This window comes from Pantoea sp. S61 (assembly GCF_016625145.1).
Lineage (GTDB): Bacteria > Pseudomonadota > Gammaproteobacteria > Enterobacterales > Enterobacteriaceae > Pantoea > Pantoea rwandensis_B.
The window spans coordinates 14,243-40,242 of sequence record NZ_JACVUO010000023.1; the positions used below are offsets into that span (position 1 = coordinate 14,243).

General features: G+C 48.6%; 21 protein-coding genes and 1 pseudogene. 11 read left to right on the forward strand and 11 right to left on the reverse strand.

Annotated elements, in window-relative coordinates:
- Nucleotides 1-136 precede the first annotated feature (136 nt).
- Nucleotides 137-1,207 carry an oxidoreductase gene (locus IAE30_RS26480; RefSeq protein ID WP_200547973.1) on the forward strand — a complete coding sequence of 357 codons (1,071 nt, stop codon included), beginning with the start codon at nt 137-139 and terminating at the stop codon, nt 1,205-1,207.
- 559 nt (nt 1,208-1,766) lie between these two features.
- Here IAE30_RS26480 and IAE30_RS26485 read toward each other — a convergent pair.
- Nucleotides 1,767-2,792, reverse strand: a complete 1,026-nt coding sequence (locus tag IAE30_RS26485; RefSeq protein ID WP_200547972.1) for a LacI family DNA-binding transcriptional regulator — start codon at nt 2,790-2,792, stop codon at nt 1,767-1,769.
- Nucleotides 2,793-3,245: 453 nt separating this feature from the next.
- On the opposite strand from IAE30_RS26485, the gene IAE30_RS26490 reads away from it, so the two are divergent.
- Entirely contained in the window at nt 3,246-4,280 is a 1,035-nt protein-coding gene (locus tag IAE30_RS26490) for a substrate-binding domain-containing protein (RefSeq protein ID WP_200547971.1), read from the forward strand.
- A 277-nt stretch (nt 4,281-4,557) separates the two neighbouring features.
- Here the strand turns inward: IAE30_RS26490 and IAE30_RS26495 are convergent, their stop codons facing one another.
- Both IAE30_RS26495 and IAE30_RS26500 read right to left on the reverse strand, forming a co-directional pair.
- Nucleotides 4,558-5,169, reverse strand: a complete 612-nt coding sequence (locus IAE30_RS26495) for a hypothetical protein (protein WP_200539156.1) — start codon at nt 5,167-5,169, stop codon at nt 4,558-4,560.
- 589 nt (nt 5,170-5,758) lie between these two features.
- A complete protein-coding gene (locus tag IAE30_RS26500) occupies nt 5,759-6,490 on the reverse strand; it encodes a GntR family transcriptional regulator (protein WP_200539155.1) in 732 nt (243 codons plus the stop codon).
- A gap of 103 nt (nt 6,491-6,593) precedes the next feature.
- Between IAE30_RS26500 and IAE30_RS26505 the strand changes: the two genes are divergently transcribed.
- The 5 genes from IAE30_RS26505 to paoC all read left to right on the forward strand — a co-directional run bounded on the left by IAE30_RS26505 (nt 6,594) and on the right by paoC (nt 13,258).
- Complete coding sequence (locus IAE30_RS26505) at nt 6,594-7,949, forward strand: adenylosuccinate lyase family protein (protein WP_200539154.1); 1,356 nt, start codon at nt 6,594-6,596, stop codon at nt 7,947-7,949.
- A gap of 59 nt (nt 7,950-8,008) precedes the next feature.
- Nucleotides 8,009-9,301: a C4-dicarboxylate transporter DctA gene (dctA, locus tag IAE30_RS26510; protein WP_200539153.1), complete on the forward strand. Its 1,293-nt coding sequence runs from the start codon at nt 8,009-8,011 to the stop codon at nt 9,299-9,301.
- Between the two features lie 167 nt (nt 9,302-9,468).
- Entirely contained in the window at nt 9,469-10,110 is a 642-nt protein-coding gene (gene paoA, locus IAE30_RS26515) for an aldehyde dehydrogenase iron-sulfur subunit PaoA (RefSeq protein ID WP_200539152.1), read from the forward strand.
- Nucleotides 10,107-11,063 carry a xanthine dehydrogenase family protein subunit M gene (locus IAE30_RS26520; protein ID WP_200539151.1) on the forward strand — a complete coding sequence of 319 codons (957 nt, stop codon included), beginning with the start codon at nt 10,107-10,109 and terminating at the stop codon, nt 11,061-11,063. Before paoA ends, IAE30_RS26520 begins: the two co-directional genes overlap by 4 nt.
- Nucleotides 11,060-13,258, forward strand: coding sequence for an aldehyde oxidoreductase molybdenum-binding subunit PaoC (gene paoC / locus IAE30_RS26525; RefSeq protein ID WP_200539150.1), 2,199 nt, complete (start codon nt 11,060-11,062; stop codon nt 13,256-13,258). Before IAE30_RS26520 ends, paoC begins: the two co-directional genes overlap by 4 nt.
- Nucleotides 13,259-13,324: 66 nt before the next feature.
- Here paoC and IAE30_RS26530 read toward each other — a convergent pair whose 3' ends face one another.
- From IAE30_RS26530 to IAE30_RS26550, 5 genes are all read right to left on the reverse strand, one after another.
- Nucleotides 13,325-13,900 carry a nucleotidyltransferase family protein gene (locus IAE30_RS26530; RefSeq protein WP_353621450.1) on the reverse strand — a complete coding sequence of 192 codons (576 nt, stop codon included), beginning with the start codon at nt 13,898-13,900 and terminating at the stop codon, nt 13,325-13,327.
- Nucleotides 13,897-14,892, reverse strand: coding sequence for an XdhC family protein (locus IAE30_RS26535; protein WP_200539149.1), 996 nt, complete (start codon nt 14,890-14,892; stop codon nt 13,897-13,899). Before IAE30_RS26535 ends, IAE30_RS26530 begins: the two co-directional genes overlap by 4 nt.
- A 73-nt stretch (nt 14,893-14,965) precedes the next feature.
- Nucleotides 14,966-16,303: a cytochrome c gene (locus IAE30_RS26540; protein WP_200539148.1), complete on the reverse strand. Its 1,338-nt coding sequence runs from the start codon at nt 16,301-16,303 to the stop codon at nt 14,966-14,968.
- Nucleotides 16,304-16,330: 27 nt separating this feature from the next.
- Nucleotides 16,331-18,571, reverse strand: a complete 2,241-nt coding sequence (locus tag IAE30_RS26545; RefSeq protein WP_234465546.1) for a xanthine dehydrogenase family protein molybdopterin-binding subunit — start codon at nt 18,569-18,571, stop codon at nt 16,331-16,333.
- A complete protein-coding gene (locus tag IAE30_RS26550) occupies nt 18,568-19,026 on the reverse strand; it encodes a (2Fe-2S)-binding protein (RefSeq protein WP_200539147.1) in 459 nt (152 codons plus the stop codon). The genes IAE30_RS26545 and IAE30_RS26550 overlap by 4 nt, the downstream gene beginning before the upstream one ends.
- A gap of 353 nt (nt 19,027-19,379) precedes the next feature.
- Here IAE30_RS26550 and IAE30_RS26555 point away from each other — a divergent pair.
- Nucleotides 19,380-20,270 (forward strand): annotated as a pseudogene (locus IAE30_RS26555) (LysR family transcriptional regulator).
- Here the strand turns inward: IAE30_RS26555 and IAE30_RS26560 are convergent.
- Entirely contained in the window at nt 20,242-20,520 is a 279-nt protein-coding gene (locus IAE30_RS26560; protein ID WP_200578530.1) for a hypothetical protein, read from the reverse strand. The pseudogene IAE30_RS26555 and the gene IAE30_RS26560 overlap by 29 nt on opposite strands.
- Before the next feature lie 96 nt (nt 20,521-20,616).
- Between IAE30_RS26560 and IAE30_RS26565 the strand changes: the two genes are divergently transcribed.
- Entirely contained in the window at nt 20,617-21,486 is an 870-nt protein-coding gene (locus IAE30_RS26565; protein ID WP_200539146.1) for an aldo/keto reductase, read from the forward strand.
- A gap of 211 nt (nt 21,487-21,697) precedes the next feature.
- On the opposite strand, the gene IAE30_RS26570 is transcribed toward IAE30_RS26565, so the two are convergent.
- On the reverse strand, nt 21,698-22,444 hold the full coding sequence (locus tag IAE30_RS26570; protein ID WP_200539145.1) for an SDR family oxidoreductase: 747 nt from the start codon (nt 22,442-22,444) through the stop codon (nt 21,698-21,700).
- Nucleotides 22,445-22,792: 348 nt separating this feature from the next.
- Nucleotides 22,793-23,761 carry a GlxA family transcriptional regulator gene (locus IAE30_RS26575; RefSeq protein ID WP_200681294.1) on the reverse strand — a complete coding sequence of 323 codons (969 nt, stop codon included), beginning with the start codon at nt 23,759-23,761 and terminating at the stop codon, nt 22,793-22,795.
- Between the two features lie 179 nt (nt 23,762-23,940).
- On the opposite strand from IAE30_RS26575, the gene IAE30_RS26580 reads away from it, so the two are divergent.
- Entirely contained in the window at nt 23,941-25,122 is a 1,182-nt protein-coding gene (locus IAE30_RS26580) for an S-(hydroxymethyl)glutathione dehydrogenase/class III alcohol dehydrogenase (RefSeq protein WP_200539143.1), read from the forward strand.
- Nucleotides 25,123-25,253: 131 nt separating this feature from the next.
- Entirely contained in the window at nt 25,254-25,670 is a 417-nt protein-coding gene (hisI, locus tag IAE30_RS26585) for a phosphoribosyl-AMP cyclohydrolase (RefSeq protein WP_200539142.1), read from the forward strand.
- Nucleotides 25,671-26,000 lie beyond the last annotated feature (330 nt).

A 26,000-nucleotide genomic window follows, 5' to 3' on the forward strand; every position in this document is an offset into this window, starting at 1 on the left:
AGTCATATCATCTGTCAGGCGAGGAGATTGATTCTTTTGGCAGATGATATTTATTGTGTCCAAAATCAGGATGCCGGATTCGCAGTGTTTTTAATTTATAACAAATTCACTCTCAATAAATCCATCAGGACTCTATATGAACAATAAAAATTTAGCGATCAATGTAGCCCTTATTGGTTATGGATATGTCGGCCAATATTTCCATGGCCCTTTACTCAGTGCCACTGAGGGCTTACGTCTAAAAACCGTGGTTTCAAGCCAGGTAGATAAAGTGAAAGCTGATTTCCCTAACGTGATAGTAGTTAGCTCAGCCGAAGAAGCGATAAAAGATAGCGATATTGATTTAGTGGTGCTGGCAACCCCAAATGAGACTCATGCCCCTTTGGCTGAACTTGCCTTAAAAGCCGGTAAAAATGTTGTCGTAGACAAGCCTTTCACTTTAACCCTTGACCAGGCTCGCCACCTGCAACAAGTAGCGGAAGAAAACCAGGTTATACTTTCTGTTTTTCATAATCGTCGCTGGGATAGCGATTACCTTGGCATTAAAGCCGTCATTGAAAGTGGCAAGCTTGGGCGCATTGTTCATTTTGAGTCTCACATTGATAAATTTCAGCCACGGGTGATAGATCGCTGGCGCGACAAGAATTTACCAGGCAGTGGTCTATGGTTTGATATAGGCCCCCATATCGCGGACCAGGCATTACAGTTGTTCGGCTTACCGGAATCTATTCAGGCCAACATAGCCAACCTGCGTGATAATGCTGAAATAGATGACTGGGCGCATGTGGTTTTAAATTATGCAAAACTTAAAGTCATTTTAAATTGCACAATGCTCTCAGCCGGTGGCGTCTCACGGTTCACTGTCCACGGAACTGAAGGCTCTGCCGTTAAAAGCGAGGCCGACAAGCAGGAAGACCAGTTGATCGCAGGGATAAAACCGGGAACGACGGAGTGGGGTGTAGATTCGGATGATGTGATATTGTTTGGTGAGAATCTAAGTCCATCACCACAGGCGACGCCTAAAGGTGACCAACGCCAGTATTATTTAGCCATTCGTGACACCCTGCTGGGTCAGCGGCAGAATCCTGTAACTCCACTGCAAGCGATTGCGGTAATGGCAGTAATAGAAGCTGCCTATTCTTCTGCAAAGTCCGGTAGAGTCGTTGAATTAACTTTAACCTCTGCTGAAAAAGAGAAATGGATTTAAACCAAAACTTACAAAGCCGGAGAACAGTAAGCGATGGCGATAAAGAGTAAGATAAATGCGGAATGTTTGTTGTGCTTTTTACACATTCATAATGTTGAAGACCTGAGTAAGCAGAATCAGGAACTGTGCGTATTGGCATAACAGGAAACATCCGGATCAGGTTGCTTATTCTGGCAACCTGCTGATTTTTAGAAAAACCTGAAAAATATTACCCATCTAATCGCCATACGCAATTACTGAATACTCTTTCTATAGTGTAATTTAAATGAATCACGCTTTTCCGCCAGAGGAAATAGCTTTTTAGTTTCAGCAATTCTGTTGATGCACGCCCTTAAGTCTTACCAAGTCACTATAATCTATTTGAAGGTTGAATTTAATGCTAATAGTCAAAACCAAAGACGATGAATATATCTACTAGAAATAAGACATTCACAGAAGACTACATAAATTTCGACAGTAAAATCAAAAAGGGTAAAGCGAAGTTAACTCAGAGGTGATGGCGGTTTTTATTCCTGTATTTCACACGCGCTTTATTGATTCAGAAGTCTTTTAATGATAGTTAAGTAATGTAAGATGCAGGATGAATAGCAAGTTTTTCGAGATTAAAAGGTAAGTAGTTATACTCACTGTACTGAATTCGCGGACCCACATCCATAAAAGTAATAAGCACCATCGCACGCTCAATAATTTCATTAAGTGTATTGCTGAAGGAAGCATGATATCTATTTGTATTAAATATATTTTCTGCGAAGTGCGTTCCTGAAGATAGTTCTTCATCAGGGGTATGATTCTGTGATGATTTAATCAAAGAAAAAAGGTAACACCCTGTCACAAAAATAATTTTAACGTTATCTCGTATCGCTCCTAAAAATTGGCTATTGCCTTCATCCTTTAAAATCTGATTTAAGTCCTTATTGTCCATGTCTCTTATGTAATATCCGTTGAGATGTTTTCTGACGAAAGACCTGAATCCCATTTCCTGTTGTTCATCCGAAATAAGATTAATCTGTCCCGGCACAATATAGATTTCAGGTGAACAGAGCGAAAGATCTCCTTTTAACTTTTCGCCCAACGCCCAGCCAAGAGCCCTATTGTCTACGCCAAGGTAGGCTTGCCTGTGACTAGAGGGCAGGTCAGAAAACATAGTCAGTACGGGCACCTTTTTGGATACTTGACCAAGCTTCGAACATATCTCAATGTCTTGCGCGGAAATTATTATAACAGCATTATACATAACGGTTCCGAGAATCATATCAGTCAGGTGCTGCTTGATAGACTCCTTACCGCAGCAATACACCGTAAAGCAAATCTCCCTGCTTGCAGTGAAAGGGTTGGCATTATTAAAACCATCAGCAATATGATATGCCGGGAATCGCGTTGATTCATCTATAAGGACCGCAACCCGTAGATGGTCGTGGGTATGCACATTATCAAACTGAGTGTACCCAAGCTTCCTGGCGTTACTTAAAATACGCCTCATTTTCGATTCTGATACTCTTGCCCGGCTTTTCAATACTCTATCAACTGTGCTCACACTGACATCAGATACACGGGCAAGATCGGTAAGCATGTTTCTTTTAGACATTTGCTGAAAAAACCTTCTTTATCAATCAATCCTCCGGCTACCCGTTCCCCCAAGAAAGCTTTATAAGCCGAATAGGCTGCCCTCCGATGGGTAATGACTGGTTGCCTGTGCTCGCCAGCACACCAATGATGTATTAATAATCATTACTGAGTCATATTACAATACAAATTGATCCTTTTAGCCTCATATTATGATCCATCTCACATAACTGAAATGAAAAAGTTATCTAAATTTTTACAATAATTTCAATATGATAGTCTAAATTTAAACTTTGCATGGTGAAGCCGATGGGATACTAAGAAATTATGGTGGTATATAATGACTCAAAAAACTCTCATCATAAGTCATGGTATGTAACCAGAGGCATTATGCTTCAACCTGATTGTCCGGGGACTTGAGTTGTAAAATGAGTTAACATCCGATAAATGAACAAGTTATTACAGGCAAATATTAATGAATCGCAAACCCACTATGAAAGAGCTTGTTGATGCAACTCATCTCAGCAGAGCGACTATAGATCGCGTATTGAATAATCGCCCTGGAGTAAATCCCAAAACCATTGAAACTGTACAACATGCATACTCTGCACTGCTTGTAGAGGCTGCCGGCTTGGTTCATGCCCCTAAAATGCGAACTTCAAGTGTATTTTCTGTTGTGGTTCAGGCCGGAGATGAGTACAACGCTTCTTTGAAATCGGCCGCAGAGCGAATTAAGGCGAGTTTAAAAACTAAAGGTATCACCCTTAATGTTTGCTGTAGCTCAGATATGAATGACGATGAAGTCATCAGACTGCTGCATAAACAAGCTGAGCATGCTGACGGTATTGCCATTGTAGCTAAAAATACTCCCGCTATTAATTCTGCAGTGCACAAATTAAAATTGAAAGGTAAGCATATTATCGCATTGGTAAGTGATATTGAACCCGATGCCAGAGATGCGTATGTTGGCATAAATAACCGAGCTGCAGGGCAGGCCGCAGGATTTATTCTTGGTAAGCATCTGCAATATTGTACTGATGCAAGTGTTGCTGTCATCGTGGGTACATTGTCTTATAGTTGCCATGATGACAGAGAAATAGGATTCAGAGCACAAATTCGTAAAACCTTCCCGGCGGTGAGCGTATCTGAGGTTATTTCAGGCAATGACAATACTCAACAAACCTATGATGCCGCAATTCAACTTTTAAATAATGTTAAAAACATTCGCGCAATCTATAATGTTGCTGGTGGAAACGCAGGTCTTGTTGCAGCTCTGGATGAGATTGAAAGTGAAGTACGTCCAATTCTTATCACACACGAGGTAAATGAAGTAACCGAAAAGTTAATTATTAACGAGAAGATTGATTACATAATTTCTCAGGACATGTCGCAACTCTTAATAAAAACCGCTGAGAAACTTCAAAACATCAAAGAAGGAAATGATTTTGGAATTCATACCTTCCTTCCTATCGAAATAATCACCAGATTTACGCTTCCAACATTAATATAAAATGATGGTGGGTTTAATTACTGATCTCGATACTTTGGCTGTGCATATCGAATTTCATTGAGAAATATAAAGTATAATGTGATGCCATAGCATTGTAGGCGCCATTTATTTAACATAATGTACGTTTAGCGCCTTTTAATTTTTATCCGGATTAATCATTGGTTATTACACATTTTCGCCTTCAAGCAGATTTTGGATGGCGTAGATTATGTCTGCCTACGCCATGTATTTTTGCTACTGGAATAATTGCATTTTGGAATGCGTATTTATTTCAGGACTAGACTTTTTCTCGTGTCTCTTTCAGAAAAAGCACCGTCGAAAGAAAGCAGACGCTGTAACCCATTAATTCTGATGCTTCCTCTGCCATGTTTTTAACGACCCGGTTGTAACCATCAAGCATCAGGTGTTCCCATAGCTGGTGCATTCCAATTAACCGAGAAAAAACTAATACTATGATCAAACCAGTCGCAGTCATGAGCCATGTGCGGTGCTGAAAAAACGCAGTAAGACCTGTTATCATACTTCTTAAAGTTCGGAATGAAAGAAATACACAAATAGCCGTTGTTGCGAGAGCAAACCACAGCCAGCTTCCATGCCTGATCGTATCGAATATATCATCCAGTTCGCGAATCAGCATACACAAGTAAAACCCACCTATGAGGATAAGGCCCCCACGTTGATCAGGGCGCCTCACCGATGACCAAAAGAAAAGTCCTGTTGTAATTGCCAGTATCACTTCCTGAAGAAGTTCTGTGAACGAGTTTTCATGCAACGAGTTGTGCATCCAGTTAACGTCTATGTATACCGCGGACATTGCAAAACCTATGAATAATGCTGCAACTAAGAATGCAGCGCATTCGCGGCTGATGAGTAAAAAGAGAGATAGCATGGCAATTCCGTATAATGATTAGCCTGCTTATTATAATTTTTTCACAAAGTCTCTTTTTTCCGTATCATGCTCAAAATCTATATTCTCCTCTTCTACCGAAGCTTTCGCACTTCATAACACAACTTTGGATTTTGCTAAAAACCACCAACCCAAACCTAACCACTTGATAATAAATGATAATTTTGGATTTTTTATCCACAATACTAAACACGTTAGTAACAGTTCACAGATTTTTTATTGAACCAGTTTATTGACATGAGAAAACTCTCACATTCCAAAGTTAAAACACGCGGTTTAGCCGTGCACTGCGTAACATGAGCATTGAACGAAGCTATATCAACAGCAGCCTAGGCAATGGACGCGTTGAACACATCAACCAGATAGCTGATCAGGTTGCATAATCAGCCCCATCTGCGAGGCGAGCCACCTGGTTGCCAACTTGTTCTATGACTTAATTCTACGCATTGCGCGCCCAAAAATTGCTGATGCCTACACTGCTGCTTTATCGGCCTCTTACTGAAGGACTGACGTGATTGCAAATCTCCCGACCAGCAGAAAAGAACCTCGCTTTCGGCTTTACAAATTGTCTTTAAACCCGATCACGTTCAATTTTCATTACCAGCGTGAACCGCTCGCGCGGATGAACTGTCACTGACATTGCCATCAACTGGGCATCCTGATCGCGATAGATACGCGTGATTTCCAGTGCGGGCTCACCTGCCGGGGTATTCAGCGCTTTTGCCCGTTCTTCGGTGATAGATACCGCCTCAACGCGCTGTTCAATGGTGGTGATAACCAAACCAAATTCCGCTTCGATAATGGCGGCGATCAATTCACCTTTACGCTCTTTCGCTAAGGGAACCACCGAGGCAAAAGGGTCTGCCATATAGACGTCAGTCCAGCATACAGGCTGGCCTGGATGGTCACTGTCGGTTCTAATACTTGATATACGCACATACTTACCTCCTGGCTCAAATCCCAGCCGTTCAGCCTGCGCTTTATCTGCAACAAAAGATTCGACCTCTTTCACTTCACGGGTTTGCGTTTTTGCCAGGTGTACCAGGTCAGCAATCGTGCCTAAGGTCTGTGAGTAACCTTTCTGACGTGTTGCCGCTTCCACGCGTGTACCCACGCGTTTCTTGCGCGAAACCAGACCTTGATCTTGTAAACAAGCAATCGCCGCCCTGATTGTGCTACGACTGACCTGAAACATCTCGGATAACTCGTGTTCTGTTGGTAACAGCGTGCCAACGGGATACTCACCGCCGTTGATCGCGTCTGAAAGCTTTCTGGCAACCATTAAATATCTAACCGAGATCATGTTTCTCACATTCCGTTTAAGGATCAAATTGACTGTGCTCCTGTGTCATCCTAATTATGTACGTACATATTTAAATGTACGTACATATCAGTCAGGAGTTTTTATGTCTAGCACCGTATACGATTCAATGCTGTTCAGGAATATGTTTGCCACAGAAAAAATGCGTGCAGTCTTCTCTGATAAGGCATTGATTGAACGCTATATAGAGACTGAAATTGCTTTAGCCAAAGCCGAAGCGCGCTGCGGGGTTATTCCAACCAGCGCGGCAGTCGATATCGCCGAAAAATCACGCTATGAAGCGCTGGATCTCAATGAGATGCAGCACCAGACAGAAATCGTCGGTTATCCCATCCTGCCGCTGGTTGAGCAACTCTCCAAAATCTGTGGCGAAGCCGGGCGTTATGTACACTGGGGAGCCACCACTCAGGACATCATGGATACGGCTGTGGTGTTACAGATCCGCGCTGCACTGGACATAGTGGCCAGCGATCTTCAGCAGGTGAGAACGGCACTGACCAGACTGGCGAAAGCACATCGCGACACACCGATGGCTGGACGTACTCATCTGCAACACGCCCTACCCATCACCTTTGGCTATAAATGTGCGGTCTGGCTAAGTATGTTTGATCGCCACGCCGAGCGCCTGGTGCAATTGCGTCCACGCGTTGAAGTGGGCCAGTTCGCAGGAGCTGCCGGAACCCTTGCATCACTGGGCGATAATGGGCTTGAGGTGCAGCAAGCCATGATGGAAGAACTCGATTTAGGCGTACCGCATTCCACGTGGCACGTTGCTCGCGATGGCTTCGCTGAAACCCTCAATTTCCTCGGTCTGGTAACCGGTTCACTCGGAAAAGTAGCTTTGGATATCATGATGATGATGACCAGCGAATTGGGCGAAGCCTATGAACCCTTTGTTAAAGGTCGTGGTGCCAGCAGCACCATGCCACAGAAGCGCAATCCGATCTCCTGCGAAATTATCTATGCCGCAGCGAAAGGCGTCCGCCAGCACGCCGGCTTGATGCTGGACGCCATGGTGCAGGATTTCGAACGTTCTACCGGGCCATGGCAGGCGGAATGGGTCGCAATCCCTGAATCGTTCATGCTAAGCAGCGCTGCGCTTGAGCAGGCGGTGTATATGTTGAACGGCCTGGAAGTGAAACCCGACAACATGCGCAAAAACCTCGACATGACACGCGGTCTGATCGTTGCTGAAGCAGTGATGATGGGACTGGCACCTCAGTTAGGACGGCAGACCGCACATGATGTGGTGTATGACGCCTGCCGCATCGCCAATACCCAAAATATCTCATTACTGGATGCGTTGTTGGGTAATGAGACTGTCACCGCCAGGCTCAGCAGAACGGAATTACAGGCCCTGACTGAACCGGGCAACTACACCGGACTGGCGCCAGTGATGGTTGATCGTGCCCTGCTGGCTTCCTCCAAAATTAACCACTAAAAAATCGATAAGGGCAGTGCACTGCCCTGTACCCTACCTGCCAATAAGAGAACTATGCCATGTCTACAGTAAAACCGTTCTGGAAAGGGTTGACGTTTCAGGTGCTCGCCGCCATGGTTTTGGGAATTATGCTGGGCTTCGCCCTACCCGAGTTCGCGGTGAAATTCAAAATCCTCGGCGATATCTTCCTGAAACTGATTAAAACTGCCGTAGCACCGCTGATCTTTTTCACTGTGGTACACGGCATTGCTTCGGCAGGCGATATTAAAAAAGTAGGCAAAATTGGCGTACGCGCGCTGATTTATTTCGAAGTAATCTCCACGCTGGCACTGGCGTTAGGGCTTGGCTGGGCCAATCTGGTGAATATCGGCGCGGGAATGGGCAGCAGTGTGAGTGCGGCTGCCACCTCTGCTGTCAACGCCACGCTGGCAAAAGGCCACGCGCCATCCAGCACCATGGAGTTCATCTACGCCATTTTCCCTGACAACTTCATTGGCGCCTTTGCCAGCGGCCAGTTATTGCAGGTGCTGGTGATCTCCATCATCTTTGGTTTTGCCTTGCTGGCGCTGAACCACGAAAAACGCAACGTGATCGAGAATGGCATGAATCGTGTTTCCGAATGCTTCTTTGAATTTATCAACCTGATCATGCGCCTGGCACCACTCGGTGCCTTCGGGTCTGTGGCCTACGCTGTTGGTAGCAACGGCAGCGCGGTGTTGCTGTCGCTACTAAATCTGGTGTTGATGTTCTATGTCGCCGTTGCTTTCTTTATCGTTGTCGTGCTGGGAACAATGTGCCGTATCTCTGGCTTCAGTCTGATGCGTTTTCTCAAATACATCAAAGATGAAATTTTCATCGTGCTGGGCACCGCATCCTCAGAAAGCGCCCTGCCACGCTTGCTGCATAAGCTGGAGCGATATGGCTGCTCGCGTCAGAGTGTTGGCTTAATCCTGCCGACTGGCTACGCTTTTAACCTGGACGGCACCAGTATTTACATGTCGATGTGTACGCTGTTTATTGCTAATGCCTATGGCATCGACCTGAACTGGCAGCAACAATTAGGGATTCTGGCCGTAATGTTAGTAACCTCGAAAGGGGCCGCCGCAGTCTCTGGCGGGACTTTCGTGGTGTTTGCCGCGACAGTAGCAACTGTGGGCCATTTACCGGTTGAGGGTCTGGCGCTGATCTTTGGCGTTTATCGCTTTATGTCGATGGCTGTCGCCACCTGCAATACTATTGGCAACAGCGTAGCCACGGTGGTCGTTTCACGATGGTGTGGAGAATTCTCTGAAGAGAATTCAAAACAGGAATATAGCCGGACTTCTGGACGCAGTCCGGAAGCCTCCCTTTAGTCTATTGCAACCTTCCTCAGTACATAGCCTGAGGAAGATTTGAAATCGGTGTTGCACCAACACCCGGCCAGCCCGCAATGCCAAATTGACGTCTATGCTTAGAACTCCAAAAAACCTTATAAACAGAGGTGCCTTAGGCACCCTACTTTTTTTACTGGAGGCCGGGTATGAGCACCCCACACAATGTTAACCACCAGCAGGATAACGATAAAGCCAGCACTGCAACCGCGACCAGTGATTCATCCGTTGCCGCGTTGGGTAAGCATGGATTAGCGACCACACCACCACCACCCGCCATGATGTCGGTGACCTTAAATGTGAACGGTAAGGAGCGGTCACTGCATCTGGATACCCGCACTACTCTGCTGGATGCCCTGCGCGAACACCTGCATCTCACCGGGACCAAAAAGGGCTGCGATCATGGCCAGTGCGGTGCCTGTACCGTTATCGTAGATGGGCGACGCATTAATTCATGCCTTACACTGGCGGTGATGCAGCAGCATGCAGAGATCACCACCATTGAAGGATTGGGAACGCCTGACAACCTGCACCCGCTACAGGCTGCATACATCAAACATGATGGCTATCAGTGCGGTTACTGCACGCCGGGACAGATATGCTCTTCCGTGGCAGTACTTAAAGAGATTGCAGACGGGATCCCCAGCCACGTTTCCTCAGATCTGCTGGAGCAGCCAACACGGCATGCAGATGAAATTCGCGAGCGCATGAGCGGGAATATCTGCCGCTGCGGGGCCTACGCTAATATCCTCGCCGCCATTGAAGACTATGCGGAGGGCCAGACATCATGAAAGCCTTCAGCTATGAAAAAGTCACCTCTCCTCGAGAAGCCGCCACCCGCGCACAAAAAAATCCCGGCGCAAAGTTTATTGCTGGCGGCACCAATCTGCTGGATTTAATGAAGCTGGAGATAGAAACCCCCGCTCATCTTATTGATGTGAACGGTTTAGCGCTGGATAAGGTTGAGCCAACCCAGGAAGGTGGACTGCGTATCGGTGCGATGGTGCGTAACACCGATCTTGCCGCAGACATGCGGGTGCGCAGGGACTACGCGGTTCTCTCACGCGCGTTGCTTGCGGGGGCGTCCGGTCAGTTACGTAATCAGGCCACGACCGCAGGAAATCTGCTCCAACGCACGCGCTGCCCGTACTTCTATGACACCAATCAGGCCTGCAATAAACGTCAGCCCGGCAGCGGCTGTGCGGCGATCGGGGGGTACAGTCGTCATCATGCCGTGGTGGGTGTCAGTAACGATTGTATTGCGACCCATCCCAGCGACATGGCCGTAGCAATGCGACTGCTGGATGCAACCATCGAAACTGTCAGCCCAAATGGCAGCGAGCGCGCTATTCCAATCGATGAATTCTACCTCGCTCCGGGTCAGACGCCTCATCTTGAAACGGTGCTTAACGCTGGCGAATTGATTACCGCAGTGGTACTGCCGCCGCCGGTGGGAGGCACGCACATCTACCGTAAGGTGCGCGACCGCGCTTCTTATGCTTTTGCGCTGGTTTCCATTGCGGCTATCGTACACCGCGATAACTCAGGAAGGATCGCCGTGGGCGGTGTGGCACACCAGCCCTGGCGGCGGACATCGGCAGACAGCGAACTGCCTAATGGTACTCAGCCGGTTTTTGATAAGTTGTTTGAGGATGCGCAACCTATGGCAGATAACCAATTTAAGCTGGTACTGGCGAAGCGCACCCTGGCTTCGGTACTGGCAGAAGCGAGGGCAAAGCCATGAAATTTGAGAAACCTGCCGGCACCAATCCTATCGACCAGCTCAGATACGTGGGACGTCCCTTTGATCGCATTGATGGTCCGCTCAAAACCACCGGTAGCGCGCCTTACGCGTATGAATGGCATGATGAAGCGCCCGATGTCGCGTATGGATATGTGGTGGGGAGCCCGATTGCCAAAGGAAAAATCACTTCACTCATTACCGAAGCCGCTGAACGCGCACCGGGCGTACTAGGCGTTATCACCGCTAAAAACGCGGGAAAACTCGGTAAGGGGGAGATGAACACGGCAACGTTGCTGGCTGAATATCATATCGAACATTACCATCAGGCTGTGGCACTAGTTGTCGCTGAAACGTTTGAACAGGCACGTGCCGCGGCCCAGCTGGTTGAGGTCAGCTATGAGCAGGAAGAAGGCGTTTACAGCCTCGAGGATGCGAAACCCTACGTCACCTCTGCACCGGAAGATACCCCGGATAAAACCGTGGGCGATGCAGAACGAGCCCTGAGCGAAGCAGCGTTTGTGCTGGACGAGACCTATACCACGCCGGATCAAAGCCATATGGCCATGGAACCTCATGCTTCAATGGCCCTGTGGGATAGGGACAGGGTAACGGTCTGGACGTCAAATCAGATGATTAACTGGTGTCGAACTGATCTCGCGAAGACCCTGAACCTGCCGCTGGAAAAAGTGCGGGTGCTGTCGCCTTATATTGGCGGTGGTTTTGGCGGGAAGTTGTTTCTGCGCAGTGATGCCCTGCTGGCTGCTTTAGGTGCGCGTGTCGTAAAACGCGCAGTGAAAGTGATGCTGCCCCGGCCAATGATACCTAATAACACCACCCATCGACCTGCGACGAACCAGCATATTCGCATTGGTACCGACAAGTCCGGGCATATCACGGGCATTTCTCATATCAGCTGGTCGGGTAACTTACCGGACGGTACGCCTGAGACCGCCGTACAACAGACAGAACTCCTCTATGCCGGAGCCCACCGTCTGACGGGCCTGCGTCTGGCAACGCTTGATCTGCCGGAAGGTAATGCGATGCGGGCACCGGGTGAAGCGCCGGGATTAATGGCGCTGGAAATTGCCATAGATGAGATTGCAGAGAAAGCGGGTATCGATCCGGTACAATTCCGCATCCTAAATGATACTCAGGTTGATCCCGCCGATACCCAACGCCCCTTCTCACGCCGCCAGCTGATTGAGTGTCTACGCACGGGTGCAGATAAATTCGGCTGGCAAAAGCGCAACTCGATACCTGCGCATGTAAGGGACGGGCGCTGGATGGTGGGCTTAGGCGTGGCCGCTGGATTCCGCAACAATCTTCTCGCCCCCTCCGGTGCACGGGTGCATCTGGATGCACAAGGCGTCGTCACCGTCGAAACCGACATGACGGACATCGGTACCGGCAGTTATACCATCATCGCCCAGACGGCAGCAGAAATGATGGGCGTGCCTGTCGAACAAGTGACGGTGAAACTGGGAGATTCAGATTTCCCGGTATCTGCAGGATCGGGCGGTCAGTGGGGCGCGAATACCTCAACAGCCGGCGTTTATGCCGCCTGTGTGAAGCTGCGTGAGCAGGTGTCGGCAGCACTGGGCATCAATCCTGATGACGCTGAGTTTGTGGAAGGGCAGGTTCGCTCAGGCAACCACAGCGTCCCGCTCTCTGCGGCGGCGGCCAAAGGCACACTGACGGCAGAAGATACGATTGAGTTTGGCGATCTCGATCAGCACTATCAGCAATCCACCTTTGCCGGGCATTTTGCCGAGGTGGCGGTGGATATCTACACCGGTGAAGTGCGGGTACGCCGCATGCTGGCTGTCTGTGCAGCTGGTCGAATACTCAACCCGAAAACCGCGCGAAGTCAGGTCATCGGTGCGATGACGATGGGATTAGGCGGCGCCCTGATGGAAGAACTCGCGGTGGATACCCGCTTAGGATTCTTTGTCAATCACGATATGGCAGCGTATGAAGTGCCGGTTCATGCTGATATTCCCGAACAGGAAGTCATATTTATTGAAGATACCGACCCGGTTTCTTCGCCGATGAAAGCCAAAGGCGTAGGTGAACTGGGATTATGCGGTGTCGGGGCGGCCATTGCGAATGCCATCTACAACGCGACGGGTGTCAGAGTCAGAGACTATCCAGTCAAGCTGGATAAACTCTTGGAGGCATTACCTCAGACCGCTTAGCGTTACCCGAATACACTAACCCGCTGTACTGTCAAAAAGACCTTGCAGCGGGTCTGCCTCATATTCTTATAAGTAAGGATCCTGATTACACCGCGTCAGATCTTCAGCGGTATCAATATCCGTGATACAGCCGCGGTCTGATAAGTCAACTACCGTGAGAGCATCAGCATTCAGCAATTCCCTCGCCCCTCTGTCACCCTTTAATGCACAAAGCTGCGGATAGAAGGATTGCTGAAAGCCGACGGGATGGCCTTGCATACCCTTTATTCGTGCACGCACCAGGGGTGAGTTGCGCAGCGCATGCGCAACTTTCTGATAGCTGGATGGCGTGATAAAAGGCATATCCGCGAGGGTTATCAGCCAACCGTCATATTCTGCTGTAGCGGAAACGCCAGCAGCAATAGATTCCCCCAGTCCCTCACTTGAGCAGGTCACGATGCGTTCCTGTGCCATGAAACCATGCAGTTCAAGGTCCTCAGGTCGAGCCACCACACAGAAGTCAAAACCAGTGGCACGCACGTTATCCAGCGTATGTTGAAGCACCGGCTTGCCCTGCATTATCGCAGCGAGTTTATTCCCTTGGCCGGACTGCCTGAAGCGACTGCTGTAGCCTGCCGCCATGACCAGAATGATAAGGTTCACGTTGCGCCTTCCCTCTGCTGCTGAGCGTCCACCAGGCCATTTTTATGACGTACGATATCGGCCAGAATGGATAGCGCAATTTCAGCGGGTGTTTTGCTACCAATATCCATACCCACCGGTGCATGTATGCGATCAATTTGCTCAGGATGAAGCTCGCCAATCCTGACCAGCCGCTCTTTACGCCGCAGGCTGTTGTTGTGCGACCCCATGGCCCCTATATAGAAAGCTGGCAAATTAACTGCCTCCATCATCGTGAGATCGTCAATGCGCGGGTCATGGGTAAGGGAGAGAATAGCAGTGCCTGAGTGGCAACCTTCGCGCTCAAGATAAGTCGCGGGAAACTGCCTGATTAACGTGACAGATGCTTCAAGCTCATCCCCCAGGTTCAGCAAGACGTCCTCTCGATGCTCACACACCAGTGTTTCAAATCCCAGCGCTTGTGCAAAATTAGCGCAGTAAAGCGCCACGCTGGAGAGTCCAGCGATGACCACTCTGGGAGGGGCACACAGTGTCAGCACGACTTCCGTCCCCTGCACTTGCGTATGCGTCCGACTCAGATACGTCCCGGGTTGAAGCGAGTGGCACGGTTCGGGCAACTTCAGCGTCTTAATCACGGAATGCGGCCCCGTCAGCGCTGAATACATCTGTCGTAGGTAGTCGAGCGTCTCTTTCCCCGGTAGCAGTTTTTCAACCAGGATATCCACGATCCCCCCGCAGGGTAACGCTCTGTCCGGTTCAAAGCCGCCGTCACCATAACGCACAATTTGACTGGGCGAGGAAAAAAGATCGTCGCCAATACGGGCGATAAAGCTCTCTTCCACACAACCGCCAGACAATGATCCGCAATAGCGGCCATCACCTCTGATCACCATCATTGCGCCAGGCGGTCTCGGTGACGATCCAAAAGTACTGAGGACCGTACATAGCCACACTGGCTGCTCCTCAACCCATGCCAGCGTTGCGTTCAAAACCTGCACATCAAGATGATGCATGTACTTCTCCGGTTAGGGCGTTAAGAAGCTGCATTACGCTGAATGCAGCAACAGTATGGCAGCGCATCATTGCTCAACGCATTTGTAAAATAATGACGCTACTGCTCGCCGGATCGGTCTTCTCTCGCATATCCGTCACCGCTTTGGTTTCAACTTTCGTTCCCTGGTTGCCCCAGGACGAGCGGATGAAATTCAGCACGTCAGCGGCCTGCTGATCGGTAAGCTGCTTACGGTAAGGCGGCATGCGATAGGCATCCGGTAAGCCATTTGCCACAATACGCGCAGAGCCGTTCAGCACCACGTTGATTGAGGATGACGGATCCACCTGCATCGACGTAGCGCCCGCCAGTGGCGGGATCCACGGTGCCTGCCCACGGCCATCAGCACCATGGCAACTGCTGCAGCGAGCCATATAGACCTGGCTGCCGGGGTGGTCACTCACAGCGGATTTAGCCGCCTCGGGATACTGCCACTGATTGCCGGCATTGTTGCTTCCGGGTGGCAGGGCTTTCAGGTAGTGGGCGATTGCCTTTAAATCGTCATCGCTCATAAATTGGGTGGAGTTATTAAACGCATCCGCCATCGAGCCAAACACCACCGCATGCTGGTTACGGCCTTGCTTGAGGAATGTGACGACATCCTGTTCACTCCAGCGGCTGATGCCGGTATTGGCATCATTACGCAAGCTGGGGGCGTACCAGCCGTCCAGTAATGCACCGGCCAGGTAATCATCACTGCTGGCATCCAGCGCTTTCTCATTAAAAGCCAGACCACGTGGCGTATGGCAGCTACCACAATGGCCTGGGCCTTCAACCAGGTAAGCCCCCCGATTCCAGTGTGCATCCTGGTTCTCTTGCGGCTGATAAGGGCCACCACGCGAGAAAGCCGCACTCCACAATGCCAGCGGCCAACGCATATTCAGCGGCCAGGGGATTTCAGACGCCCTGTTCTGACGTGATACAGGTTTGACACCCTGCATCATGAAAGCATACAGCGCGGCAATATCGTCATCCGAAAACTTCTGATAAGACGGGAAAGGCATCGCGGGATAGAGACGATGCCCATCCCGCGCGACGCCGTGACGGACGGCGCGATCAAAGTCGGCCAGCGTATAGCGGCCAATACCGGTCTCTTTATCCGGCGTAATATTGGTGGTGAAGATTTTTCCTACCGGTGTTGCCATCGCCAGACCACCACTGAAAGGGGCACTGTCCGGCGTGCTGTGGCAGGCAACACAGTCACCCAGACGAGCGACATACTCCCCCTGCTTAATCAGGTCGGCGGAGGGCAGTGTCGTTGCCGCAGTGTCATGATCAAACGTTGAAGCGGGTGGGCGCGTTAGCCATACAGTGACCACAGCGGCCACGCACACCAGACCTGCCAGCACCAGGCTAAGCCGTTTCATTTTCATGGTTCATTCCCTTTAGCCGTGGCAGGCTTAGCTAAATTTCAGACGTGAAAGAGGCATAGAGCGAACGCGTTCGCCAGTGAGTCGCGAAACCGCATTAGCCACAGCAGGTGGCACCGCGGGCAGTGGCGGTTCGCCAATGCCGCCCATTTTTGCGCCGCTTTCCACGATCCGCACCTGCACCTTTGGCATACGTGAGGGAGGTAAAATCGGATACATGTCGTAGTTACGCGCCACCGGCTGCCCTTTTTCATAGACGCTCTCTTCAAGCAGTACCTGAGACAGTCCAAGCGCCACCGCACTGTTGACCTGTGCTTCAACAATCGCTGGGTTCACAATGCTGCCAGGATCGATTGCCTCCCAAACCTGATGCACAACCACCTGGCCGTTTTCGATGGACACTTCCGCGATCGCCGCGGCTTCCGTACCAAAAGGAGACGCCATGGCAACACCGCGTGCACGACGGCTGCCGTCGGATGCGGTGTAAGGACCTGCCTGCCAGCCGCCGGATAGCTCAGCCACCGCATTCAACAAGGTGGTCAACCGTTGATTGCCCTCCAGCAAACGCAGTCGGAGCGCAAACGGGTCGAGCTTGCTCTTCTCTGCGATCTCATCGAGGAAACACTCGTAGAGAAAATCATTCATCGAGTTACCCACCGAACGCCAGTAGCCCAATTTAACCGGTCCCTTATTATAGATTTGCGCAATGCGCACGTTGGGAATGGCATAGGACTTACCCGCCAGGCCTTCTACTGCGGTGGGATCGAGTTTCGCCCCTTGTTGACCTGCGATACCTTCCGTCGGCCCTTCACAAATGCTGATCGCCTCCAGCGCGATGGGATAGCCCTCGGCATCGAGGCCCGCCTTAAATCGCACCGCCGCCGCAGGTCGGTGGGTATCGCGCAGAAACTCTTCTTCACGGCTCCAGATAAGTTTGACAGGCCGGTCCACGGCTTTGGCGAGCGCAATCGCCTGGGGATACACCATCGCCGTGTCATAGACAAAATGGCGGCCAAAAAAACCGCCCAGCAAGGGCGAATGGATCCTGATTTTTTCTGGATCAAGCCCGGTACGTTTGGCAGCATCAGCCTGAAACATCTCAGGTGCCTGATTCGGGAGCCAGAGATCCAGTGAGCCATCCGCATTAAAGCGCGCAAGCGCCGAAGGGGGTTCAAGTTGCGCATGATTGAGATACTGGCTGTGGTAGGTGGCGCTCAGTGTGGTTTTCGCCGCAGACATCCCCTGGGCGATATCCCCTTTCACTTCCGCGTCCTCACCCTGGCCGGGCTGCTGTGCCAAAGCTGTAATAAAGGCATCAGAGGAAAAATCAGCTGGCATGTAATTCCCGTCTGGCTTTTCCGGTTCGTTCCACACCACCTGCAAGGTTTCTGCGGCGCGTTTTGCCTGCCACCAGCGTTTAGCCACCACGGCGACAGCGCCAGGCAGCACATGTACAGAGTGCACGCCTTTCATCGCCTTGACCTGCGCTTCATTGCGGATCTCACCGGCACTCAGTCCAAGGCGCGGGGCATGTTGTACGGCTGCATGCAGCATGCCCTCTACTCGACTGTCAATGGTGTAGATGGCCTGCCCGGTTGATTTCTCATGCATATCAAGACGCTGTACCGGTTTACCAATCCAGCGAAAATGCGCGGGGTCCTTAAGTTTGATGGTGTCTACAGGCGGAACGGGCACATCCCGTGCACGGGCAGCCAGGTCGCCATAAGAGACTGAACGCCCGGACGACGCATGGATTACGCGGCCCGGCTCGGTATGAAGTTGATCCACCGGAACGGAGAGTTCCGCCGAAGCAGCCTGAAGCAACATTTGTCGAGCCAGCGCGCCAAGACGCCGCATGGTGGTATAGCTAGACCGGACAGACTGGCTTCCTCCGGTAATACGTATCCCACTGTCCATCACTTTATAATCGGAGCCTGCTGGCGCATTCTCGACCACAAAGGTCGCCGGGTCGGCATCTAATTCCTCACCGACAATCTGCGCCATCGCTGTGAAAATGCCCTGTCCCCCTTCAATAAACGGGGATAAAAAACGCACTGAGCTGTCTGGCCGAATCTCGAGAAAAGCAGGCACACGCGTACCGGCAGGCAGTGCATTTACCGCTGTTTGCGCACGACTCTGTCCAATCGGTAATCCCACGCCCAGCACAAAGGCACCCGCCAGGCTGCTGGTAGCCACCAGAAAACGGCGGCGTGAAAGATTAGCCGGTTGTTCACTCAGCGTTTCCATTTCCTCCCGTGCACGGCGCATCATGCCTGATCCCCCGCACCCGCCACTTCATTGATAGCCGACCGGATGGCGTTGTAGGTTCCACAGCGACAGAGGTTGACCATAGCCGCCGCAATCTGTTCATCAGAAGGATGGGCAGATTGCTGTAACAGCGCCATGGCCGCCATGATTTGTCCTGATTGACAATAACCACATTGTGGCACCTGATGTTTCACCCACGCCGCCACCATACGTTTACCCAGATCATTGCTTTCAATCGCTTCAATGGTGGTGATGTGCTTGCCGCTGGCTTTTTCGACTGGCGTGACACAGGAGCGCACAATCTGCCCGTCAATCATCACAGAACAGGCACCACACTGTGCTAAGCCGCAGCCGTACTTGGTGCCCGTCATGTCGAGATCATCACGAATCACCCACAGGAGCGGTGTGTCTGCATCCGCATCAATTTGGTAGGTCTGGTTGTTAATGTGCAGTTCCATCGTTGTACGCTCCCACAGGTCATGCATTGCTCTAAAAAAACCCACCACTCACGGGACTGATTGGCATTTAGCAGTCTTGCGCTACACGCAGAAATGGCAGGTGAAAGGAAATTTTTTAATCCTTACAAAGAATAGAAGATTTATGAATAGTCTCTGGCAAAATGTGGTTATGAGGAAAATTCAATAATCTTTTCATGCGCTATAACAATCCCCTAAGTACGGTTGACGATGAATAAGTATCTGTAACCTTGTGTGCTTTTTTTTAATGCGCTGTCCGAATGAATTGGAATACCCGCCACATACAGGGTAATTTCTACTAACTTGTGAGGATTAATCAGTAATGAGGTGTGGTCATGAACGATTTACAGGCTTTTATTGCGGTTGCGCGAGCGCAGAGCTTTACTAAAGCGGCAGTAACTCTCGGGGTCAGCCCCTCAGCATTGAGCCATACCGTTCGTAATCTTGAAGCGCGTATCGGCGTCAGGTTGCTGGCACGCACTACTCGCAACGTGGCGCCAACCGAAGCAGGCGAGCGTTTGCTGCAAAGCATTGCGCCTTAGTTTGACCAAATTAACAGTGAAGTAAACCAGATTAGTGAGTTACGCGATAAACCGGCCGGCAATATTCGTATTACCTGCTCTGATGATGCGGCTGAAGGGTTGTTACGCCCTATGCTACCGGCTTTTCTGGCAAAGTATCCCGACATCAGTGTTGAGATATGTATCGATTACAGTTTCACCAATATTGTGACAGAACGCTTTGATGCGGGTATACGATTGGGTGGATCCATCAGCAAAGATATGATCGCAGTCCGCATGGGACCGGATTGGCGACTCTCCGTTGTGGGTTCCCCAGCTTACTTTAAGTCTTACCCACTTCCTGCTGTTCCTCAGGATTTATCAGTTCATCGCTGCATTAATATCCGCCATTCTCCTGCTGGCAGTATCTATACATGGGAGTTTGAAAAGGAGGAGAAAAAGATTAATGTGAGAGTTAATGGTCCATTATTGTCCAACAGCATAGTCCATGTTCTGAACGGTGCTTTAGATGAAATTGGCTTAGCATATGTTCCTGAGGCCATGGTCAAAGATCATATTAATAATGGTGATCTAATAGAGGTTCTTGGGGACTGGAGTCCTCTATTCGAAGGATTTCACCTTTACTATCCAAACAGAAGGAATATGTCCCCAGCTTTTTTAGCCTTTGTTGAAGCAGTTAGATACAGCAATATAAATCAAGGATAAATATCAACTGATTTTGAGCAACCTCAAATAATCCTTGACCAGCCATTGATAAAAATGACAGGTGAAGAGCTTTGCGCCATTCAGTGATGCAGTCAGCCCCATAAAACTTCAACATTAAACTTAATTTAATTTTTAATGAATTTTTTTCTAAGAGCATTGCCAACCAGTCATCTCCCTGTGAGTTCACATATTCCTCTGAAAAGATTGATGAAAAAGTACTCCATGTGAATTTCAGACATTTAGCATTCATGATTAAGTTTCATAAGTGCAATCGAATATCACCCACTTATCATATCCAGCTCCATACCCTAATATTATATCTTTGCCCAAGCGGAGATTTGCAATCGTGGAATATACAGTCTTAAGTAACAACATAAAGATGCCAATGGCTGGTTTTGGCGTTTTTCAAGTGACGGACAAAGAAGAATGCAAGCAGTCTGTATTGAATGCGATAAGGTCAGGCTATCGTCTTATCGACACCGCCGCTGTTTATGGAAATGAGGATGCCGTTGGTGACGCTGTCCGTGAAGCCATCGCTTCTGGCTTGTGTACTCGTGAAGAATTATTTATCACCTCAAAATTGTGGGTGCAGGACATGGCCGACTTTGACTCGGCTAAGCAAGGCATTGAAAACTCCTTAAAAAAATCAGGATTAGAATATTTTGACCTCTATTTACTCCATCAGGCAATGCGTGATTATTTCAGCGCGTGGCGAGCATTAGAAGATGCCTATGATGCAGGGAAACTGAAAGCGATCGGAGTTTCTAACTTTTATGCTCATGTCCTGGCGAACTTCTGCGAAACAGTCAGAATTAAACCGATGGTGAATCAGGTTGAGTTACATCCCTATTTCGCACAACCTGACGCGATTGAAACCATGAAGTATTACAACGTTCAGCCAGAAGCTTGGGCTCCATTAGGAGGCGGGAGACATAAGCCTTTTGAAAATGAGGTCCTTCAGGCGATTGCCGATAACCATAAAAAATCCGTTGCTCAGATTATCCTTCGCTGGAATTTACAACGTGGTGTTACAGTCATTCCTAAATCCACAAATATCAAGCGTATTGAAGAGAACATTGCTATCTGGGATTTCTCACTGACGGATGATGAAATGACTCAAATAAATTCACTCGATTTAGGCTACGTTGGCGAATCAGTGAAACATTTTAATCCTGCATTTGTTCGCGGTTGTCTGGGTGTAAAAATCCACGAGTAAACCGATTTTATTGGATTAATTGTTGATATAGCTGGTTTCTGCCACCTATCATCTTGGTTAGTGTGATAGGTGGCAGCGGAAAAGAAAGATGATTGAGAAGTTGTCTGTATTGCTTATGTCAGCGTGTCCTGAAAATACTCCCCCTCTCTGCCTTCCCTTTCTAGCCCTCTGGTCGCCCATGGCACGACCGGATCGCGGATTCAGTTAAGAATCATAGTTCCTGAGCGGTAGGTCGGAAGATTATTTCGTTCACCCCTACGTCATCTGGCTCGTTAATAGCGAAGGCAACCATCCTAGCAAACGTTTCTGGAGGCACGCCGACTTTGCCAACGTAGTCTTGGTTTATAGACTGGATATCTTTATCACTAATGTGATCCAGTAATTCTGTAGTTACCGCTCCAGGTGAGATAATGGTGGCCCGAATATTGTAACCGGCCACTTCACTTCGAAGACCTTCTGTAAGGGCCCTGACAGCAAATTTTGTTGCTGAATATACGGCTGAGGCCGGGAAAAGCAGATGCCCAGCAATGGATGCGTTGTTAATGATATGTCCAGATTTCTGGGCTTTCATGTATGGCAATGCTGCCGCGATACCGTACAGCACTCCGCGCAGGTTCACATCAATCATCTGATCCCACTCATTGACTTTTGTTTGTTCGAGTAAGGACAGGGGCATTACGCCTGCATTATTAATGAGCACATCAATACGCCCCCATTTTTCAATTGCAACATTAACAAGTTGTGAGACGCTTTCCTGATTAGTCACGTCTGTGACGACAGCAATTGCCGTGCCTCCACTTCTATTTATGTCTGCTGCGAGGGTGTCGATACGGTCCAAACGACGTGCAGCGACAACAACACGGGCCCCTTTCTCAGCCAGATGACGTGCTGCTGCCTCGCCCATCCCGCTTGAAGCACCCGTAATCACAATAACCTTATCTTTAATATTTTCAGCCATAAGTCTTCCATTCCGATTGTGTATTTAGACGTAAATTTAAGCCTATAGTTATAACCGTGGTTAGGCTTTAACAAGCTTATCAGGCAACAATTTGTTTGAGAACTACCGTAAAAATATAACCGTTATGAATCAGGCTTATTAATAGCGTTAAATACTCCTGTGCGCAGAATGCAGCCAAGAGGATTTAGTACAATTGAAATCTTTCTTAAGCGTCGTGAGTTTAAGAAAAAATACAGTAATAAATCTATACCCCCTACCATAATAGGGTAAAAAACGAATCAAAGCACAAAGTGTACAAGTCAGATATAAAACCAATACTGTTGCCTATAGTTGAATAAAAATCATCATTTAATTTACAACCTGCAACGCATATTCTTTCGGGGTTACGCCACAATTACGCTTAAAAACTCGCCTTAAATGTTCATCCGAACTAAAGCCACAATTATGCGCTATCACCTTAATAGTTTTTCCGCCTTCCTCCAATTGTCGGCGTGCCAATTCTATTCGGGAACGCTCGACAAACACTGCAGGTGAACATCCGACTTCCCGATAAAATACGCGGGTAAAATTACGGGGGCTCATTGCTACTCGCTTCGCCAATTCAACGACTGAATGCGATTTTTCGAGGTTTGTAAGAATCCATTGCTGAAGATCGCGAACACTATCGTGTCGGGTCATCTGGCTAGAGAGATGCTGACTGAATTGTGCTTGCCCACCCGGCCGCTTCATAAACACAACCAGTTCGCGGGCTACATCAAGCGCAATGGAGTGTCCCAAGTCTTTTTCAATCAATGCCAGAGCCAAGTCAATAACAGCAGTAACACCTGCTGAAGTCCAAAGCTTGTCTGAGTTCACAAATATCGCATCATCTTTTACGTCGATGAGTGGATAATTACTCTTCAGCATAGCAGTGGCGCTCCAATGCGTCGTGGCTGGTAAACCATTTAGGAGCCCAGCTTCAGCCAGGAAAAAAGTACCCGTGCAGATGCCCGCAAGCAGTTCAATTGGCTTGGCTGCTGCTCGTCTGCACCAATTAACCAGTTGTGGTTGCTGCACAAGAGATTTTTGGATGTCCCTAGATCCCATTACCAACGCAATATCAGGAAAATCATTCTCACTTAATGATTTTTCAGCTTCAAGAACTACCAGAGTATCCGATCGGATCATGCCCGCACTAGGAGCACTAAGTGTAATATCATAAACAGGTGGCTTTTTTTCCTGTTCTAATCTGAAATTTGCGTATTCGAATACGCTCACCGCACTTACTGCTTCGATAGCTTTGAATCCCGGATAAATGATGATATCAACACTTTTCATAGGCATTAAATTTTTACTCTTATAACACTCGGTTATTAATAACGTCTGAAGGAATGCCTACAACCGTAACACTCGGACATTTTCCCCTCTAAAACGGACATCTTTGCGTCCCCCCCTAACATCCTCTGACGGTACACATTACCCTTAACGTAATGTTATAACATAATGGATGCGAAGTAATGAAAACCAGAGCAGCTATAGCGTGGGCGCCAAACCAACCGCTTGAATTTGAGGAGATCGACCTCGATGGTCCGAAGGATGGTGAAGTACTTGTTCGAATCGTGACAACAAGTCTTTGCCATACAGATGTGTTCACATTGTCAGGTCGTGACCCGGAAGGTAAGTTTCCTTGTATCCTCGGACACGAAGGGTGTGGGATTGTTGAAGATGTTGGACGAGGTGTCACCTCTGTGAAACCCGGCGATTATGTCATTCCTCTATACACACCAGAGGACCCAAACTGTCCTTATATCCAATCAGGTAAAACTAACTTATCTCAAAGCATACGCAAAACCCAAGGTGAAGGGCTCATGCCTGACGGGACCAGCCGTTTTTCCTATAAAGGTAAGACAATATTTCACTATATGGGTACCAGTACCTTCAGTGAATATACTGTTCTACCCGAAATTGCGGTGGCTAAGATCAGTCAGGATGCTCCACTTGCAAAAGCCTCAATTATGGGTTGTGCCATTCCAACCGGGATTGGTGCAGTCCGTAATACCGCGAAAGTAAAACCTGGCGATACTGTTGCCGTATTTGGTTTGGGCGCAGTAGGCATGGCTGTTATTCAAGGTGCGGTCATGCAGGGTGCAGGGAGGATCATTGGTATTGATGTCAATCCCGCAAAATTTTCTTTGGCTCAATCATTAGGAGCGCATGAGTGCATCAATCCTGCGGACTTTAAACAACCAATCGAACAAGTCATTGTGGAAATGACCAATGGCGGAGTCGATTTCTCTTTTGAGTGTGTTGGCAATGTCCACTTGATGCGAGCAGCGCTGGAATGTTGCCACAAAGGTTGGGGTGAAAGCATCATCATTGGTGTTGCCGGAGCCGGGGAAGAAATCGCCACACGGCCGTTTCAGCTAGTGACCGGCCGCGTGTGGCGAGGTTCAGCCTTTGGCGGAGTGCTCGGCCGCACCGGCCTGCCGAAAATGGTTGATGAATGGTTGAAAGGGGATATTAATGTCGACCCTTACATTACCCATAATATGGGGCACGAGGCTCTAAACGTGGCTTTTGATTTGCTTAAAAGAGGTGAGGCCATTCGCTCAGTGATTCATTATCAAGAGGGTATGACCATGACCAGTGATATGCCAGGCGTGATTGTTGACAGATTTGGGAAGACAATCCCAGTCTAAGCCTGTAGTAAGCGGTATATCGGAGGATTTTGATAAAAAATAATTTATCCGGTTAATTAAATTAGTGAGGGTAGTTATATAATGAAAAACTACTCTCACTTATAAAGGAGTTCATTTTTAATGAGGAAATCATGTTTAATGATATGGAAAAAGCCAGTAATGGTCAGCGCTTTGCATTAGATGATGTTATAAGCGCCATCCCCTGGAACAGCCAGGGATTAATCGCTGCCATTGCTCAGCAGTACAATACGAAAGAAGTTTTGATGCTGGCTTGGATGAATATAGAAGCTTTAAAGGAAACCTTAGTGACCGGCAGAGCCTGTTACTGGTCTCGTTCAAGGAGATGTCTTTGGCGTAAAGGGGAATCATCTGGGTGTACTCAAGAAATACATGGTATTCATCTTGATTGCGATGGCGATGCAGTTTTGCTCTATGTAGACCAAAAAGGAGGTGGCGCCTGTCATACTGGACGGACAAGTTGCTTTTACAATAGAATTGATGGTGATGAAATTATTGTTTCAGGTGATCCTGTAAATTTTAAAACTTGAAGCCGTCCCTGCCTATTTTATTGGGACAGACAAACCTTAGAGAGGTGATAATTTTCAATCAGGCCATGATGGATACTAAAATTGGAATCTGGACCGCCGTGCTTGCGGCGGCCATATAATTTAGCAGTAGTAATTTTACCAGTTGATAATAAATCAAATTATAGCGCTTTAAGTCCTGCTGACGAACTCAAAAACTTATTTCAACCGAGTAATGCTGACCATATCATTAAAGCAATGATTATATATACGCAACCTCCAAGTGTAGTGGTTTATTATTCAAATAAGCATACCCCATTAATAATAGCCTTAACGTCATTGGTGAACACCTAT